Origin of the sequence: Roseobacter sp., from assembly GCF_045106495.1 — a bacterium.
Classification (GTDB): domain Bacteria; phylum Pseudomonadota; class Alphaproteobacteria; order Rhodobacterales; family Rhodobacteraceae; genus Roseobacter.
Window position 1 is genome coordinate 1 of record NZ_JBGCEQ010000047.1, and the last position, 15,660, is coordinate 15,660.

At 54.4% G+C, this 15,660-nt stretch carries 16 protein-coding genes; 5 read left to right on the forward strand and 11 right to left on the reverse strand.

The genetic code is table 11. The features are described from left to right. On the forward strand, nucleotides 1-978 hold a 978-nt coding region (locus AB8B75_RS20370; RefSeq protein WP_405364779.1), incomplete at its 5' end, for a recombinase family protein. Then, the gene (locus AB8B75_RS20375) at nucleotides 978-1,871 is read left to right on the forward strand and encodes a plasmid partitioning protein RepB C-terminal domain-containing protein (protein WP_405364781.1); all 894 of its coding nucleotides are present in this window, start codon (nucleotides 978-980) and stop codon (nucleotides 1,869-1,871) included. The genes AB8B75_RS20370 and AB8B75_RS20375, both read left to right, overlap by 1 nt. Nucleotides 1,872-2,200: 329 nt before the next feature. On the opposite strand, the gene AB8B75_RS20380 is transcribed toward AB8B75_RS20375, so the two are convergent. The 9 genes from AB8B75_RS20380 to AB8B75_RS20420 form a co-directional block, all read right to left on the reverse strand. Beyond that, nucleotides 2,201-2,962, reverse strand: a complete 762-nt coding sequence (locus tag AB8B75_RS20380; protein ID WP_405364783.1) for an SDR family NAD(P)-dependent oxidoreductase — start codon at nucleotides 2,960-2,962, stop codon at nucleotides 2,201-2,203. A gap of 19 nt (nucleotides 2,963-2,981) precedes the next feature. Beyond that, nucleotides 2,982-3,968, reverse strand: a complete 987-nt coding sequence (locus AB8B75_RS20385) for an acetamidase/formamidase family protein (RefSeq protein ID WP_405364784.1) — start codon at nucleotides 3,966-3,968, stop codon at nucleotides 2,982-2,984. A 43-nt stretch (nucleotides 3,969-4,011) separates the two neighbouring features. Further along, on the reverse strand, nucleotides 4,012-4,725 hold the full coding sequence (gene urtE / locus AB8B75_RS20390) for an urea ABC transporter ATP-binding subunit UrtE (RefSeq protein WP_405364786.1): 714 nt from the start codon (nucleotides 4,723-4,725) through the stop codon (nucleotides 4,012-4,014). Then, complete coding sequence (locus AB8B75_RS20395; RefSeq protein ID WP_405364788.1) at nucleotides 4,718-5,437, reverse strand: ABC transporter ATP-binding protein; 720 nt, start codon at nucleotides 5,435-5,437, stop codon at nucleotides 4,718-4,720. Before AB8B75_RS20395 ends, urtE begins: the two co-directional genes overlap by 8 nt. Then, nucleotides 5,434-6,480, reverse strand: coding sequence for an ABC transporter permease subunit (locus AB8B75_RS20400; protein WP_405364790.1), 1,047 nt, complete (start codon nucleotides 6,478-6,480; stop codon nucleotides 5,434-5,436). The genes AB8B75_RS20395 and AB8B75_RS20400 overlap by 4 nt, the downstream gene beginning before the upstream one ends. A 44-nt stretch (nucleotides 6,481-6,524) precedes the next feature. Continuing rightward, nucleotides 6,525-7,394 carry an ABC transporter permease subunit gene (locus AB8B75_RS20405; protein WP_405364792.1) on the reverse strand — a complete coding sequence of 290 codons (870 nt, stop codon included), beginning with the start codon at nucleotides 7,392-7,394 and terminating at the stop codon, nucleotides 6,525-6,527. Between the two features lie 84 nt (nucleotides 7,395-7,478). Beyond that, the gene (locus AB8B75_RS20410; RefSeq protein WP_405364794.1) at nucleotides 7,479-8,714 is read right to left on the reverse strand and encodes an urea ABC transporter substrate-binding protein; all 1,236 of its coding nucleotides are present in this window, start codon (nucleotides 8,712-8,714) and stop codon (nucleotides 7,479-7,481) included. A gap of 51 nt (nucleotides 8,715-8,765) precedes the next feature. Beyond that, nucleotides 8,766-9,377: an ANTAR domain-containing response regulator gene (locus AB8B75_RS20415; RefSeq protein WP_405364796.1), complete on the reverse strand. Its 612-nt coding sequence runs from the start codon at nucleotides 9,375-9,377 to the stop codon at nucleotides 8,766-8,768. Beyond that, entirely contained in the window at nucleotides 9,374-10,519 is a 1,146-nt protein-coding gene (locus AB8B75_RS20420) for a transporter substrate-binding domain-containing protein (RefSeq protein WP_405364797.1), read from the reverse strand. The genes AB8B75_RS20415 and AB8B75_RS20420 overlap by 4 nt, the downstream gene beginning before the upstream one ends. Before the next feature lie 612 nt (nucleotides 10,520-11,131). Between AB8B75_RS20420 and AB8B75_RS20425 the strand changes: the two genes are divergently transcribed. The 3 genes from AB8B75_RS20425 to AB8B75_RS20435 all read left to right on the forward strand — a co-directional run bounded on the left by AB8B75_RS20425 (nucleotide 11,132) and on the right by AB8B75_RS20435 (nucleotide 12,654). Then, complete coding sequence (locus AB8B75_RS20425) at nucleotides 11,132-11,677, forward strand: hypothetical protein (RefSeq protein WP_405364799.1); 546 nt, start codon at nucleotides 11,132-11,134, stop codon at nucleotides 11,675-11,677. A 369-nt stretch (nucleotides 11,678-12,046) separates the two neighbouring features. Beyond that, on the forward strand, nucleotides 12,047-12,253 hold the full coding sequence (locus tag AB8B75_RS20430) for a hypothetical protein (RefSeq protein ID WP_405364800.1): 207 nt from the start codon (nucleotides 12,047-12,049) through the stop codon (nucleotides 12,251-12,253). A gap of 32 nt (nucleotides 12,254-12,285) precedes the next feature. After that, the gene (locus tag AB8B75_RS20435; protein WP_405364802.1) at nucleotides 12,286-12,654 is read left to right on the forward strand and encodes a hypothetical protein; all 369 of its coding nucleotides are present in this window, start codon (nucleotides 12,286-12,288) and stop codon (nucleotides 12,652-12,654) included. Nucleotides 12,655-13,833: 1,179 nt separating this feature from the next. Here the strand turns inward: AB8B75_RS20435 and AB8B75_RS20440 are convergent. Together AB8B75_RS20440 and AB8B75_RS20445 are read right to left on the reverse strand one after the other, a co-directional pair. After that, complete coding sequence (locus AB8B75_RS20440) at nucleotides 13,834-14,757, reverse strand: acetamidase/formamidase family protein (RefSeq protein ID WP_405364804.1); 924 nt, start codon at nucleotides 14,755-14,757, stop codon at nucleotides 13,834-13,836. A gap of 24 nt (nucleotides 14,758-14,781) precedes the next feature. Then, nucleotides 14,782-15,660 (reverse strand): ABC transporter permease, encoded by an 879-nt coding sequence (locus tag AB8B75_RS20445; RefSeq protein WP_405364805.1) that lies wholly within the window; start codon nucleotides 15,658-15,660, stop codon nucleotides 14,782-14,784.

Consider the following 15,660-nt stretch of genomic DNA (forward strand, 5'->3'; position numbering starts at 1 on the left):
GGCGAGCAGAAGAGTATCCAAACGGATCGCGTACTGCTTGTCCCCGGACCTGACCACGAGATCGCTGTTGTGAACCAGATTTTCCGTTGTTTCGTTCGTGATGGTCAATCTGAGGCCGAGATCGCTGCCAATCTGAACGCAAAAGGCGTCAAAACTGATCTGGATCGTAACTGGTCGCCTGCCGTGGTGCGTCAAATCTTGACCAACGAAAAGTACATCGGCAACAACATCTGGAACCGCAATTCCTTCAAACTAAAGAAACGCCATGTCCGCAACGATCCCAACAATTGGGTGCGTGCAGAGGACGCTTTTGAGGCCATCGTCAGCACCGATCTCTTCGAGGCCGCTCGTGCCATTATCAGCTCACGGTCTCAACGGCAGTCTAACGAGGAAATGCTCGAAGGTCTGAAAGAAACCCTTGAACGGCATGGCTTCCTGTCAGGTTTTGTTATCAACGAAGCAGCCTCGCTGCCTTCCAGCGGTTCATATCAAAATCGGTTTGGCAGCCTGCTGCGGACCTACAGCCTTGTCGGTTTCAAACCGGACCGGGACTACCGATACATAGAGATCAACAAACGTCTGCGCGGTATGCACTCAGATATTATCCGCGAGACGGTCTCCGGCGTCGAAGCCGTTGGAGGACAGGTTGATCGAGAACTTCAATCAGACATTCTGACCATCAACGACGAGTTCACTGTTTCCATTGTCATCGCCCGTTGCACGCAAACCGGCGCAGGTGCTTTTAGATGGAACATTCGTCTCGATACAGGGCGTCTGCCCGACATGACCATCGTCGTCCGGATGGGACAGATGAATGAGTTACCGCTGGACTACTATTTGCTGCCGACCTTTGACATGACCCGATCCAAGCTGCGTCTGGCGGAAAACAATGGCCTGTCGCTTGATGCATATCGCTTCGACGATCTTTCACACTTTTTCGAGATGGCGGCCCGCGCGCCACTTTTGGAGGTTGCGTGATGAACAACGTCCCTCTCGAAAATACGGTGTTGGTTCCGATCGATGCGATCACGGTGGTCAACCCAAGAGTTCGCAACCAGAAGGTTTTCGATGAGATCACTGCAAACATTGCCGAACTGGGTCTAAAGCGGCCCATTACGGTTGCGGCGCGCCCGACGGAGAGTGGAGGCGAACCGGTCTATGAGCTGGTTTGTGGTCAGGGGAGACTGGAAGCCTTCAAAACCCTTGGTCAGTTGGAAATTCCCGCGATTGTCATCGATGCCAGCAGTGAGGACTGTCTTGTGATGAGCCTCGTCGAAAACCTGGCACGCCGCCAGCACCGCTCGCTTGATTTGCTGAGGGATATTCGACGACTCAAGGACAACGGCTATTTGGAGCGGGAGATCGCAACCAAAACGCAGCTGTCCGCCAAATACGTACATGGCATCATCAAGCTGCTGGACAGTCACGAAAATCGTCTGTTGCGTGCGGTGGAAAGTGGGAAGATTCCGGTAAGCGTCGCCGTTGACATCGCAGATGCAGATGACGTCGGAATGCAGACGGTTCTCAGGCAGGCCTATGAGAAAAAGCTCCTGCGTGGCGGCAAACTCTTGGCGGCGAAACGGCTTGTGGAAGCCCGTCAAAAGCATGGCAAAGGGCAAGCTTCGGCAGACCGGGGGTCACGCAGGAGCCTATCGGCCGAAAGCCTGCTTAAGACCTATGAAAACGATGTGGAAAAGAAGAAGATCCTGCTGCGCAAGGCCCATGCGACACGCAGCGAGATGCTCTTTCTCACACAAGCGCTCAAGATCCTTATGGCGGACGAGAACTTTGTCACGCTGTTGCGCGCCGAAGGATTTGCAAGTCTGCCCAAGACCATTGCGGCGCGACTGACACTCCTGGAGGGCGCATAAGCATGACAATAACGGACAAAGAGCAAGCCGTCGCAGCAGCTTTTGAACAGAACTCTTGTGTTCTTCGGAGCTTTTGTTGCCGCAGCTGAAAAGAAAAAGGCCGTTGTGTGAAACACGATTTGGCAAAAGCGCTCCTCTCCGAACAAGAGAGTGACCACAATCGGATATCGGGATTTGTTTGCCTAACGCGTATTTTTGCCTGGCGATGGGTTTGGTCGCAAAAAAAGGACGGCCTGAACACGCAGGCAAAAGCCGATTAAGCGTTTCGGTGTCATGCAAAACAGTGGCTGTCCTTTATCGGAATGATATTTTCGCGCGTTCAAGAACCGTTAGAATTGCACGCCGCGGGTCAACGCGCCATCGATGACAAGGTTGGTGCCCGTTGTGAAACTCGACGCCGGGCTGGCAAGAAATACAGCCCCGCGTGCGATTTCCTCGGGCGTGGCCATGCGTCCCGTTGGATTGAGCGCTAAGGCTTCGGCAAATAATTCCGGGTTTCCGGTTTCAATCGACGCCCAGATACCACCCTCAAAATAAGTGTTTCCTGGCGAAACTGTGTTGGCTCGAATGTTCTTGTCGGCAAGTTTGAAGGCTAGCCCCTGCGCATAGTGAACAATGGCCGCCTTGAATGCACCATAGGCAGGCCCGGTGAAATCGATCTCGCGGCCAGACACGGAGGAAATCAAGGTGATCGACGCCGCCTTGCTTTTCTCCAGCCAAGGCATGGCTGCATTCACGAGCCGAACCGAATGCATCATATCGGTGTCGAAACCGGCTTTCCACGCGTCCTCATCATCCGTAACTGCCAGGGCTGAGACATTTCCAACCACCATGTCGATACCCCCCAACGCGTATGCGGAATTGGAAATCCAATTCTCCAAGGCTGCTTTGTCGCTGACATCAACCGCTTCGCCGTAGGCGTCAATATCGGCTGCCTTGAGTTTTTCTACAGTTGCGGCGACCTCATCCGCATTGCGCGCGCAAATCGAAACGGCCGCGCCCTCTTGCGCAAAGATTTCCGCGCATCGCAAACCGATGCCTTTTGTGCCGCCGGTGATCAGCGCGCGGTTTCCCTTGAGACCCAAATCCATTTTGTTTTCTCCCTTGAACTTACTTAAGGTACTTTTTCTCGATGGCGGCACCGATCGAGTATTTCGGGTCGACCATATTGCCCAACCGGACTTTGCCACACATCGTCAGCAGCATATAGGCGTCGGATTCGCTTTGGCCGGTCTCGGCCGCAACCCAGCGCACCAGCTCGCGGTAGGCGATCCGGGCAGCATCTTCCAGCGGGCGCGCAGAACCAATGAACATCATACGGTCCTCGGTCTCGAGCTGAGGCCAGGCGTTACCGTGGCCTTTGATCAGGTCAATCTGGAGCTCGACGGTTGCTGGAATTTCCAGCGCGACACCACAAAGTTCGCCATCGCCTTGAATGGCGTGACAATCGCCCAGATACAGATAACCGCCATCCGTATTGACCGGCAGATAGATGATCGCACCGGGTGCCACGTCGGGCAGGTCCATGTTGCCGCCGTAATAATCCGGCTGCAACGAGGATATGGCTTCGATTTCGGGCGCTGTGCCAATCGTTCCGATGAAGGGTTCATAGGGCAGTGTGAGGGTGTCGGACCAGTAAACGCCATTTTCGTCAACCGGCACCTTACGCACCTTTTCCTGCAGGGGCGGGTTGAGCATGGCCGTGTCTCCGGTGCCAACGAGACCCCCGAACTCGGCCAGAATGCAGGTCGTGCCAACAGGCTGCGGGCCCCGTGGTTTGATCGACAAGATGCGCACCGCCAAAGCATCGCCTTTCTCTGCGCCCTTGACGTAGATTGGGCCGGTTTGCGGGTTCAGGAATGGAAAATTGAGAAGTTCGGACGGATTTGGAACAACCTCCTTGATCGCCCCCTCGAAGGCATCGTGGGTTTCCACGGACACAACCGCGCCCGGTTCAACCTCGATCACCGGATCGGCGTAGGGGCCATATACGTAGTGAAACTTGCCCTGGTCTTCGATGGAAATTTTGTGGGACGCACCCCGTCTACCTTTTGCAACACCTTCATGCGCCATTATCGAATTTTCGTGCCAGCTCATACTTCTCTCTCTCCTGTTGCTCAATTTGACGTGTTTCGGTTCATCAGATTGTTAAGTGTTTACGGACCTGTTCGCGATCGCGAATTGCCTTCGGTCCGAGAGTGGCCTTTATGCGGCCCTTTTCCATGACGTAGCCCCTGTCTGCCAAAGAGACAATAAGGTCGAGGTTTTGCTCGACCAGCAGAACTGCTGCGCCGGTTTCCGCGTTAAGACTGCGCAGATTGCGCGCAATGTCTTTGATGATGGAAGGCTGAATCCCCTCTGAAGGCTCGTCCAACAGCATCAATGCCGGGTTGCCAATCATCGCCCGAGCAATTGCGAGTTGCTGTTGTTGTCCTCCCGAAAGGGTTCCTGCCCGTTGGCGTGATCTTTCCTTCAGAATGGGAAAGAAACGATACACTCGCTCGTAGTCAGGCGCGTCGCCGTCCACGTTCGCAACTTCTCCAACCAGCAGGTTTTCGCGAATTGTCAATTCCGGAAACACTTCGCGGCCCTGTGGAATATATCCGATCCCAGCGCGCGCGCGACGATCAGGTGGCAGGTCAGATACCTCAGTACCGCCAAACTGGATTTTGCCGGAACGGGTTTTCATCAGGCCGACCAATGTGCGCATCAAAGTGCTTTTGCCAACACCGTTGCGCCCGATGACTGCCACCAATTCTCCCTGTTTTACATGCAGGTCGACCCCTTGAAGGACTGTCTCCTTGCCGTATCCGGACGTCAGCTGAGAGACTTCGAGGAGTGTGGTTTCAGTCATCCGAGGCTCCAAGATAGATTTCCTGCACGCCGGGGTGGTCGATGATCTCTGTAATCGTGCCTTCTGCAAAGATCGATCCGAAATGCAGCACAGTGACCCGTTGCGCGATCTGCTCGACGAAGGCCATGTCGTGTTCAACGGCCAGGATAGTGATCCCGCGCCCGTTCAGATCCTGCAGCATTTCACCTGTCTTGCGCGTCTCATCTGGCGACATACCAGCGGTCGGCTCGTCCAGCAGCAGCAGGCGCGGCTCGACCCCGACGGCCATCGCGATTTCCAGCCATTGCTGTTGACCGTGTGATAAAGCACCCGCTGCGGTCTCCTCTTTTCCATCAAGACTGGCAAAATTCAGCATTGCCTGAATCGTGCCAGAAAGGCTCTGACCATGCAGGTGGTATTGAAAGGCAACCTCCAGATTTTGACGGACGGAAAGTTCCTTGAAGATTCCAGGCACCTGAAACTTGACCGATATGCCACGGCGGATCCGTTCGAAAGAACGCATGCCGACGATGCTTTCCCCGGCGAATGCGATGTCTCCCGCGTCGGGAGCATGTTCGCCCAGGATCAGTCGAAAAAAAGACGATTTACCTGCGCCGTTCGGCCCAATGAGGCACCGCATTTCTCCCTGTTCGACAGCGAAATCTATGTCATCGGCGACTGTTACCCCGCCAAATGCCTTGCGCAGGCCGGAGACCTGTAGAAGCGCTGTCATGAGCGCCATCCCGGCATCATCTTTCCGATGCTTTTCATTGCGAGAACAACAAGCCCTTGCGGTGCGACCAGTACGGTGACCAGCAACAGGGCTCCCATCACGACTAATGCGTATTGACTGCCATAGATCGTCAGGTTCTGGAACACGGCGAGCACCAGTAGCGTACCCAGCAGGGTCGCGGTGATGTCCCGTCGGCCTCCCACCGCGACCCAGATGATCGGAAGCGCTGCCGCCGTCAGTCCCATGCTTGATGGCGTGATGTACTGGCCCCAGGCGGTATAAAGCGCGCCGGACAGGCCGGCGAGTGCTCCACCGATCCCAAAAGTTAGCATCTGGTAAAGCCGCACATCATAGCCCAGCATCTCGGCCCTGTGGGGGTTTTCGCGAATGGCGACAAGCACATTGCCGAAACCGGAGTTCAAAAGCATCCTAAGTCCCAAATAACACAGCACGACCATGCCAAGCATAATGTAATAGAGCGGCGGTCCGGGATACAGGATGAGCGGCCCACCTGGCCACGGTACGGTCAGCGGTGGCATCCCCGACATCCCATTGAAGCCATTAAGGCGGGCTGATCCGATTGCCCATTGTGGACCGGCTGTCTGCGCCATGAATGTCTCAAGTACCAGTGTGACCGACAACGTGACGATGCCGATGAAAACGCCGCTGATCCGCCCGTAAAACATGAAATAGCCGATCACGAGCGCAAAAAGACCTGCAAGACCAACCGAAAGAAACAACGCGATGATCGTGAAGCCGTAGGCGCTCCCGATGTTGAGAGTGAGCACGCCATAGGAATAGCCCGCAAGCCCGAAAAACGCCGTTTGCCCGAAACTGAGCGCGCCCGCATATCCCCAGACAACGCTAAGCCCCATCGCCATGAAGGTCCAAACCATGAAGTAGGCAGCATTCCCCACGGTCCAGGCGTCGGCAAAAGCCGGGTAAAGCCCTGCGGCAAGTACCGCCAGAGCAAAAACCAGCCAGAATGCCGCGCCGTGTCCTATGGTCTGGGGGCCCTCAAGGCGACTGATGCAGCGTCTCATTCTAGAGCGCCTGGGCGTTGCGACCGGGGTGCCATCGGATGTATTCACTTGGTCCCCCCTTTAATCCAGCCGGAAAGCCCGCCTGGTAGTATTCGGATAACGATGATCACTGCGATCAAGAGACCGATCTGACCGAATAACGGCCCGTACCAAGCGGTCAGGGCAGCGCGAATCGCGGCCAGGATGGCAGCCGCAGGAGCCGCACCAACAAAGATGTCCGGGCCACCGACGACAACTGTGACAAAGCTTTCCACCATGAATGTTGCGCCCATCGTTGGCACCATGGTCATCGTGGGGGCGTAAAGCCCGCCAGCCAGCCCTGCAAGAGCAGCGCCGAGTCCAAACGTAAGGCCGTAAATCCGCCCTGTATCCACGCCAAGTGCGCGTGCCATCTGGGGTTTCTGAATTGTCGCCCGGGCGATGACGCCAAATCGCGTGCGGTAAAACAGAATGTACAGACCGATCAGAAGGGCGATCGCCATACCCATCAGAACCAAGCGGTACGCGGAAAAAGACCGCTCCCCGATCTCGATCGAACCAAGGGGTGTTCCGATCCCGGCCATTGTCGAGCCGAAAGCGATGAGTACGCCCTGCGTCGCAATCAGGCTCAGTCCCCATGTGGCAATGATCGAGTCCAAAGGGCGATGGTAGAGATGTCGTACCACAGCGCGTTCCACCACCATGCCAACAAGACCAGCCACAAGCGCGCCACACAGGATCGCCATTGGCAAAGGCAACCCCGCCCGTGCTGTCGCCGCGGTTACATAAGCGCCGCACATGATGAATTCACCATGGGCAAGGTTAATGACCCCCATCATGCCAAAGATCACTGCCAAACCGGCGCAGGCGATGACGAGAAAAGAAAACGCGTCGCCGAATTGATAGATTGTCGAAAAAACCGTCTCGAATAGCATGGCGAGGAGCCTTTCGGGCGTATTTCAAGCGAAAGAGCCGGTCCGCCTTTAGATTTTCAGGCGAACCGGGTTTCAGAGGTATTTTCAGTTCGCCGGAGGCGGGCTGGAGGGCGTGTATTGTGCACTCGGGTCATTTTGAGTCAGATCGCATCCGGCCTCGCCTAACCAGTAGGGCGCGATGTTTTCCCAGACAGTGGGGAACTCAATCGCGTGGTCCTCAGTCACTTGCGCCAGGAAGATTGTGTGCGACATATGCTGGCTTTTGGGGTCCAGGCATACATTGCCGGATGGTCCGTCAAAGCATACGTCGCCTTCGGCAATGACGCTGCGGATCGCGTCGTGCTCGGTCGTGCCTGCGCGCTCCACCAATTGTTTATAGAGGTTCATCGCAATGTAAGAGTTCGCCGCTTCCTGGTTGATGTAGGGCTCATCCGGGAACATGGCGCGGAACTTTTCTATGAATGCCTTGCTTTCTGGCGTGTCGATTTCTTCAATGTAATTGGTGGTGACAAACATGTCCTTCAGGCTTGGCGGTGTGAAGCGCTTGTGCTCGTAGCCCTGACCCACATTGACTGAGGACGCCATGGGCAAGCCTACATCCGCTGAGCTGGCTTGCTCGTAGTAGGAAGCCTGCGCCGCGCCCACCAGAAGGGTCACCACGAAATCGGCTTCGGATGCCTGAATATTCTGAATAGTCTGTGAGAACTGCGATACGCCCAACGGGATGAATTCCTCGCCGACCATAGTGCCGCCTTGCTCGTCGACGATCTGGCGCACCCACTCCGCTGAAATCTGGCCAAAGTTGTAATCCGCCGCAATTGTATAGACGTTAGGCCCGTATTTTTCCATCATCCAGGGGATCAAGGTCGAGAACTGTTGTTCTGGGACGGCACCCGTCACAATCATATTGGAATCGCAAACGCCGCCTTCGTACTGGTTGTTATAGAAGGCCAGACCGTCGAATTGGTTCACGATGGGTCGGTACGCTTCCCGGGACGCCGAGGAAAAGCCCGCAAACACGACATCCACCTTATCGGCTTGTAGTACGCGGCGCATGAATTCCTGATACCGTCGGTTGTCTGACTGCGTGTCGTAGATAATCAATTCGACTGGGCGCCCGGCGATGCCACCGGCGTCGTTAATCTCCTTGGCGGCCAGTTCGATAGCGTGGACCTTGACCGTGGTTGCGGCGGCGAAATCGCCTGACTGGTCTTCGAGGACACCAATCTTGATCGGGCCATCCTGAGCAAGGGCCGCTCCGGTCAGAATGGTACTCGCGGCGAGCGCAGCGAGGGATTTCGTAAGTCTGTAAATATTCATTATTTTGTCTCCACTGTTGAAGTTGAAGGTGAGCCATGTCCCGTCGCCGGTTTATTCCCGCGATCCTGCATGGTATTGGGCGGAAGGGTCATCCGGTGGCCCGGCAAGCAAACGGCTTGCGGCGTCTTCCACCGGGATCCGGTCGCGCATCGCGTCACTGCGCAGAATCTGGTACGCGGCGTCTTCGTCGATGCCCCAACGGCGCATCAGCGCAAGAACCGCCTTCACGACGACGCGACGACCTGAGAGGCGACGCCTGAGTGCAGCGATTTGCTTCTCTTGCTGCCGACGTTTGTTATGTTCGTTGAAACCTAGAAGAACCGCGGTAAAGATTCCCGAACTGCGAATGGGTTTCTGGATGTGACTGGCCGCACGGGCTCTGACCACACGCGTCAGTCGGCTGGGGGCCTCGTTTCCGATGATAGCAATGAGGGGAACATCGGGTAGCTCGTTGCCCTGAAGAATGGGTTCTATTCCTTCATCAGCATCCACGAAGATCAGATCTGCAGTTGCAATCGCTTCCCGTCGCACCTGAGATGGCTCGATTGTTTCGGCCTCCAAACCGAGTTTCTCTAATGTGAGAAGCAGAGTGTTTCGACCTGATGCATCTCCTTGCAGAACCACCGCACGCAGTCCTCTGAAATTTCTCAGAACTTTGCTCATTTGACCAACCTAAGACCGACGGAGCGATCTTCACCGTATTCTGCGGTCCACGTGAGATAAGGATCCGGCCTGATGGGAAAAGGGCTTTCGTATACAACATCGAAAGCGCCATCCGTTCGGGAGCGGCCAATCCGTGGTCGCATCCAGCAATGCAGGTTGTCCCGGTCGATGGTCACTTCGCCTTGCGGAGCTTTGAATCGGGCGTCCTGGACAGCTTCCCGTACTTCAGCGAAACCATCCGTTCCAGCGCGTTGCACGGCTTGTGCGAGAAGATGGACGGCAAGATAGGTGGCCTCCGCGTCGGCGGAGGCGCGACTTTCTTCCTGAAACCGGGCGTTCCACGCGGACGCAAAACAATTGTTCGCGGGCGAGTTGAGGCTCGAAAAGTAAACCGAGGATGAAATGTGACCGTCTGCGGCATCTTCGAGGAAGGGCAGCTCTGCTTCGGAAAGACTACAGCTGCACACCGGAAAGGCAGTCTTTTGGTCAATCCCCGCGGCCTCGGATGCACTACGAAGCAATTTGATGAAGGCAAAGAGCGAAGACCCGATCAAGGTGGTGAAAACGAAATCTGGACGGTCTGCAATGATCTGATCTACCACGTAGTTCAGATCTGTGTCGCCGACAGGAAAATACCGTTCTCCGACCACCTCACCGTGCGCCTGATTGATAGCCTCTCTGAGAATGCGGTTATTTTCCCATGCCCAGATGTAGTTCGATCCGACAAACCAACCACGACGACGATTGTAGTCCAGCAAGTAGCGGGCCAAGGGGATGACATGTTGGTTAGGGGCGGCACCCGTGTAAACAACATTTTCAGCCGTCTCGAACCCTTCATAGTGAGAAGGATACCACAGCATGGCGTCATATTTTTCGAAATACGGCAGCACTTCCTTGCGGCTGGAAGACGTATAGCAGCCCACGACATGCTTGACGCCGAGCTCTCCTAGAAGGTGTTTTACGCCATCGATATACCCCTGAAGGCTGCCCCTGGGATCAATGGGTACGGTCTGGATTCGCAGGTTGCCATCGCCGCCGTTGTTGACTTCATCGACTGCAAGCTGCGCGCCGGCAGACATGGCTCTGCCCACGGCTCCGTAAGAACCGCTTTCAGAGAGGAGTATGCCGATATTGATGTCCATGATAGACCCACGCTCCAAAACACAAAAAGCCCTGCGGACCCGAGGAGGCCAATGCAGGGCTTTGTTGCCTTACCGTATTCGGACGGTTATAAATCTCTGTAACAGGGCGAGATCGCTTTTGATCCATTCCCCTCGTTTTAAAGGTGTTCTCTCTGTGCTGTCTGTCAAGGCTGAGGCTTAAAAAACAGTATCTGCACCTTCAATCCGCAGAATCTGTCCATTTATTGCTCACGGTTTTTCAGTTGCGCGCAGTTTTTGTGCTACCGTCTGACTCTAGTCATACCTTTTACTTTCGCTGTCATTGTCTTCCGGAACAACATGTGGACGTAGACAACTTTGTTTTGAATACCCAGACGCACGCAACGCCAACCCGTGGGCGTATGTTCCATCTTCAAGCCGCATGTTCGCGCAGACCTGCCAGCAGATGATTTAGCGGCGATTTACGCTATTTTTTCGACAGCAAAAACGGACTCTTTCCTGCGTATGACGCCAAGTCACGCGCCAAATATGGGTTAATACAATCACCAAAGACCGTGGCAATCTTCAAATCGGTTGTGTTCCGACGCCAAAAAAGGCATCGGTTTTTCGAGACACATTGAAGAGGAGCAAACAATGTTCAAACAAGTTCTAGCCGGCGTTATCCTATCACTCGCACCTGTTTTTGCTTTTGCGCAAAGCGCCGAACGCAGCATGACATTGGAAGTGAATGCCACCGTCCGTTCAGTTGATGCGGAAACCAGGACTATCGTTCTCGACAACGAAACGACCGGCCAATCAGAGATCATTGTTGCAGGACCAGAAATCATTAATTTCGATCAGATTGAAGCAGGTGATAAGGTCAAAGCTGTTTACACGCTAGGTATTGCTGCCCGCATGGCAATGCCTGATGAAATAGACAGTGCCGTTGAGGTCGATGGACAGGCGCTAGAAGGTGAGAAGCCCGGTGCACTGACAGGAACGGCAGTCACGCTGGTGCTGGAATTTATCTCGTTCGACGGCGATGCTTCAATAGCAACCGTCAAAGACGGTGACGGCATGGAGCAGATGATCGACGTTGAAACCGATGCTGGCCGTGCTTTTGCCAGCGACCTTAAGGCCGGTGATATGGTCGCGTTGACGTTCACGGAGGGTTTGGCCGTCGGGATCGTTCAAGAATAGGCATGGTCAACACTGACCAGTGATGTTTTCCGGTTCTGAAAAGGTCGGCGCAGATCTCAAGGCGATCGCCCAAGAATCTTTAGCGGATGATTGTACTACCGCTAGTTTGAAACAGAGCGGCCGCCGTTTTTTGGCAAAAGAGGCCATGAGGAAGGCCAAACGGACCATACCGGCACCGACGGTGGGATAGCGTGATACTAAAACTGCATTGGAGTTCCCGTGGAAACCAATGCAGTGAATTGGCTGACTGGAAATGGGTGCGTCGAACTATCCGCATCGCTATGGCGCCACGACGAAGTCCGTTGCCAACCAAATGGGTGCATAGTAGAAAGTACCTATAGATTTCGAGGTTCAAAAGGGGAAATAGAAATGTTGATCAAAAAGACTTCCGCAGTGCTGACCGCTTGTGCATTGTCAATTTCGATTAGCCTTATTCCTTCCGGTCAAGCTGAAGCCGGCGGTGCTTTGAAAGGCGCGGTAATTGGCGCGGGTGTTGGCGGTCTTGTTGATGGTAAAGATGGCGCAGTAAAGGGTGCCGTTGCAGGTGGCGTCGCTGGGGCTATCCTAGGCGATTGATCTGAAGCACCAGCAAGAAAATGGGGTGTCCTATGATAAACAAAAACCTACTTAGCATTGGCTCGGCAGCCCTGCTGATGTCATCAAATGTATTGCAGGCCGAACCCACATCAGAGTTCATGTTGGAAGAAGCGGCGGGCCTTTTGCACCACTCTTGCGACAGTCTTGTCGAAGTCACAGGCGCAGACGAAGATGCAATAGTGAGCGTCGTCAAGAAAATGGTCGCTGTTTCTCTGATAAATCGTCAAATCGACCTCGCGGACCATGCAGCGACAGACGAACGCCGGGCAGAACTGCGCGCAGAATTTGTAGAACAAATGCGCGATGGGTGCGCTGCAGACCGAAAAGCCTTGCTGGCAGGAATTGTTGATTCAGCGGTCAAGAAAGTGCTCGGTCTGTAAGGCAGGTGTTGTACAAAGAGTGTCAGCATCGGATGTTCAAAAATGCTCGGCGCAAAGAAACGTCACTTCTGTCCGGGAAACGGGAATGCGGGATAACGTTCTTCAGCAAATCCAGAAAGTTGTGCACTTCGGATTGGCGCCTTTCCATTGAGCAGTTTGTTGATTGAATGAGATAGCCCGTCTCTACGCCGATAGGCGCAAGGCCCGGAGACTTTCTAGAATGATTTTCACCTTCCGAGTTCCCAAAATAGGGCACGGCCCACTAAGGAAGCAATACGACTTCTAAATGCGAGCAGCAGCGCCTCTCTGCCAGGTAAAGGAAACTGGGGCTCTGGTCATCAAGCGGTTCACTTGAGCGGTCGAACGGGGTTCTGGCTGGATGTCTCTGAATTGGTGCACGAAATGGTGCACCATCTGCAGCGTGCCGACGATAAAACCTTCGCCTGCGCGGAAGCAAGTATGAGGCACAAGCCGATTGGCTTAATCTGATCGGCTCCTCGCTCGAACGGGAATTCGAGCTAAACCCGATGTCGCTGTTGTTCCTGACCAAATGTTACAATTGATCAGATTTCCCGACCAAAACACTTTCAAGCAAGAGGGCTATTCATCCCCTCATCCAAACCTTTTTGGCAGCAGAAGTCGTCTATGTCCTATGACCCAACCCTTGTTCCAGGCTTGGTGTTTCGGGCTGACTGCGGGAAGTTGGATCTTTGGCATGATTGACCTCCAAACTTCGTGCCCGACTTGCGTTGCCTCTGATACAGTAACGCGCAGCTCTGATGGTCGTGCACATGAGTTGAAACATCCTCCTTATCAAGATGAACCACGATTCAAACGCCATGGAGATACAATGGTCAGGGTTTCGATCTCGGTGATTTAGTAGGGTCCAGTACAGGCATCGAGACCATTCGAATGATCAAATGTAGCTATGTTTGCGACCCACCCACACCCGTCCCAAGAGAAATCGGTCTTCAGCACAAGATACACCATTTGGCCGCTTGATATCGGTGCGGGCAATTGATCAACCAGAGCTTTCATGAACAATGGAACGTTCCCAAGGATACTGTGTTAAATCAGATTGGTTTTGAACTCCACGTCTCTTGAGCCGATTGCTGTAGACAAGTAATTCCAATCCGAAAACTCCAACATATGCGTAGAGGCACCCGGATAATCGGCGGATCAATCAGTAAACTGTTTCAGCAGTTCTTTGGAAACCTTGCAAATGTAGGTGTACTTGGGGTTGACCATCTGGGTGCACCGCGCCTCTGCAATCTGGCCAAGTAACATGTAGCCTTCCGGTTGCGGGATACCGTAGGATTCATCCATCCAATAGACCATTTCCTCAAAGGCAATTCGCATCGCGTCTTCGAGCGGTCTGGCACATCCCGTTGTGCAAATATGCGTTGGCGTTTCAATGCGCGGCCATGTCAGGCGCTCGGGCGCTGGCGAGAGTTTAACACGAACCGTCAGGTCGGCGGCGATCTCAATCGCTCCCATTCCATTCACTTCGCCGTCGCCCTGGATGGCATGACAGTCCCCAAGGAACACATGTGCGCCATCTCGCACGACCCGAAACATGATCGAGTTTCCTGGCGCTACTTCCTGAATATCGAGGTTCCCGCCGTGCACGCCATTATCAACCGTCAAGACTGATCCATGGACCGGTGCCACAGCCGCAACGCCAATCATGGGCTTTATCGGCAATTTCACTTTGTCGGACCAGTGAACAACGCCATCCGAGACTTCCACAACGCGACTTTGCAGGCCGAATTCTTTGCGTCGCACCCAATCGGGGAAAATACCGATGCCCGGCCACAACGCAGTGAACCCAAGGCCATTGAGACGCATGTCCAGGATGTCGATGGTCAGCATATCGCCCGGTTTGGCTCCGGCAACTTCAATAGGGCCGGTGCCACCGCTCACGAAGGGCAGGGTGACGTCATCCTTGGTCAACTGTTGGCCCACATGAGTGAGCACGCCATCGTTTATGTTTATGGCACATTCGACATCGAAGGTCTCGCCGTCCTCGACCACGGCAACGAAGTCGTCGTCGCCCGACAGCGCGTATTTGATGTTGCCTGCCTTGGTTACCGTCTTTGTCATGATGCTATTCTCCCGTAAGTCAGTTTAGTTTTGCTTCCATGGTGTCAGCTTCCGTTCAACCAAACCCACAAGCCAGGTCAGGAACAGAGCCAAAGCAATTGTTGCCACAAGTGCTGCGAAAACCTTGGGAATGTTGTAGAGCGATCCCGCTTTAAAGATCGCGTGGCCGAGCCCTTCGGACGATGACATGAACTCACCGATGATGGCTCCGATCAACGCAAAACCAACCGTCATTCGGAGGCCCGAAAAGATGTCTGAAACGGCAGAAGGAACCACGAGGCGGCGAAATATTACTGATTTTCCGGCGCCCAAAGTGCGCATCATGTTGATCTGGTCGGGGTCTACATTCAGAGCGCCCTTGTAAGACGTCACAATGGCGACGACCACAACAGACATGGTTGCCATTGCAACCTTGGATGCCAGCCCGGTACCGAACCAGATGATGACAATTGGCGCCAGAGCGATGATCGGAATCGATCCGAGCGCAACAATAAACGGATGCGCGACCCTGGCCACGAAACTCGAATACCAAAGCGACAGTCCAATCATCGTTCCAAGCAGATTTCCCAAGACAAAACCGAGCATCGTTTCAAGTCCAGTGACATAGGTATCGCGGAACAAACTGCCGTCCGCCCACATCTGCACAAGAAAACTGAAAATGGCGCTCGGAGACCCAAACAGGAATGCGGTCTGCCGATCAGCAGAGGTCGCGATCTCCCAGAATACAAAAAAGCCAGCAAGGATACCGGCTTGCCACAAAACGACACGGCCGTTTCGGTAAAATCGCGCACGGCGCCGGGCCTTCAGTTTTTCTGCCGGGAGCGCAGTGACAGACGGATCGCCGCCGGGTGCTACGCCGGTGGTGCTGTCCAAGCCTTTGTGAGGCTCTTCCGTCGCGGTCAT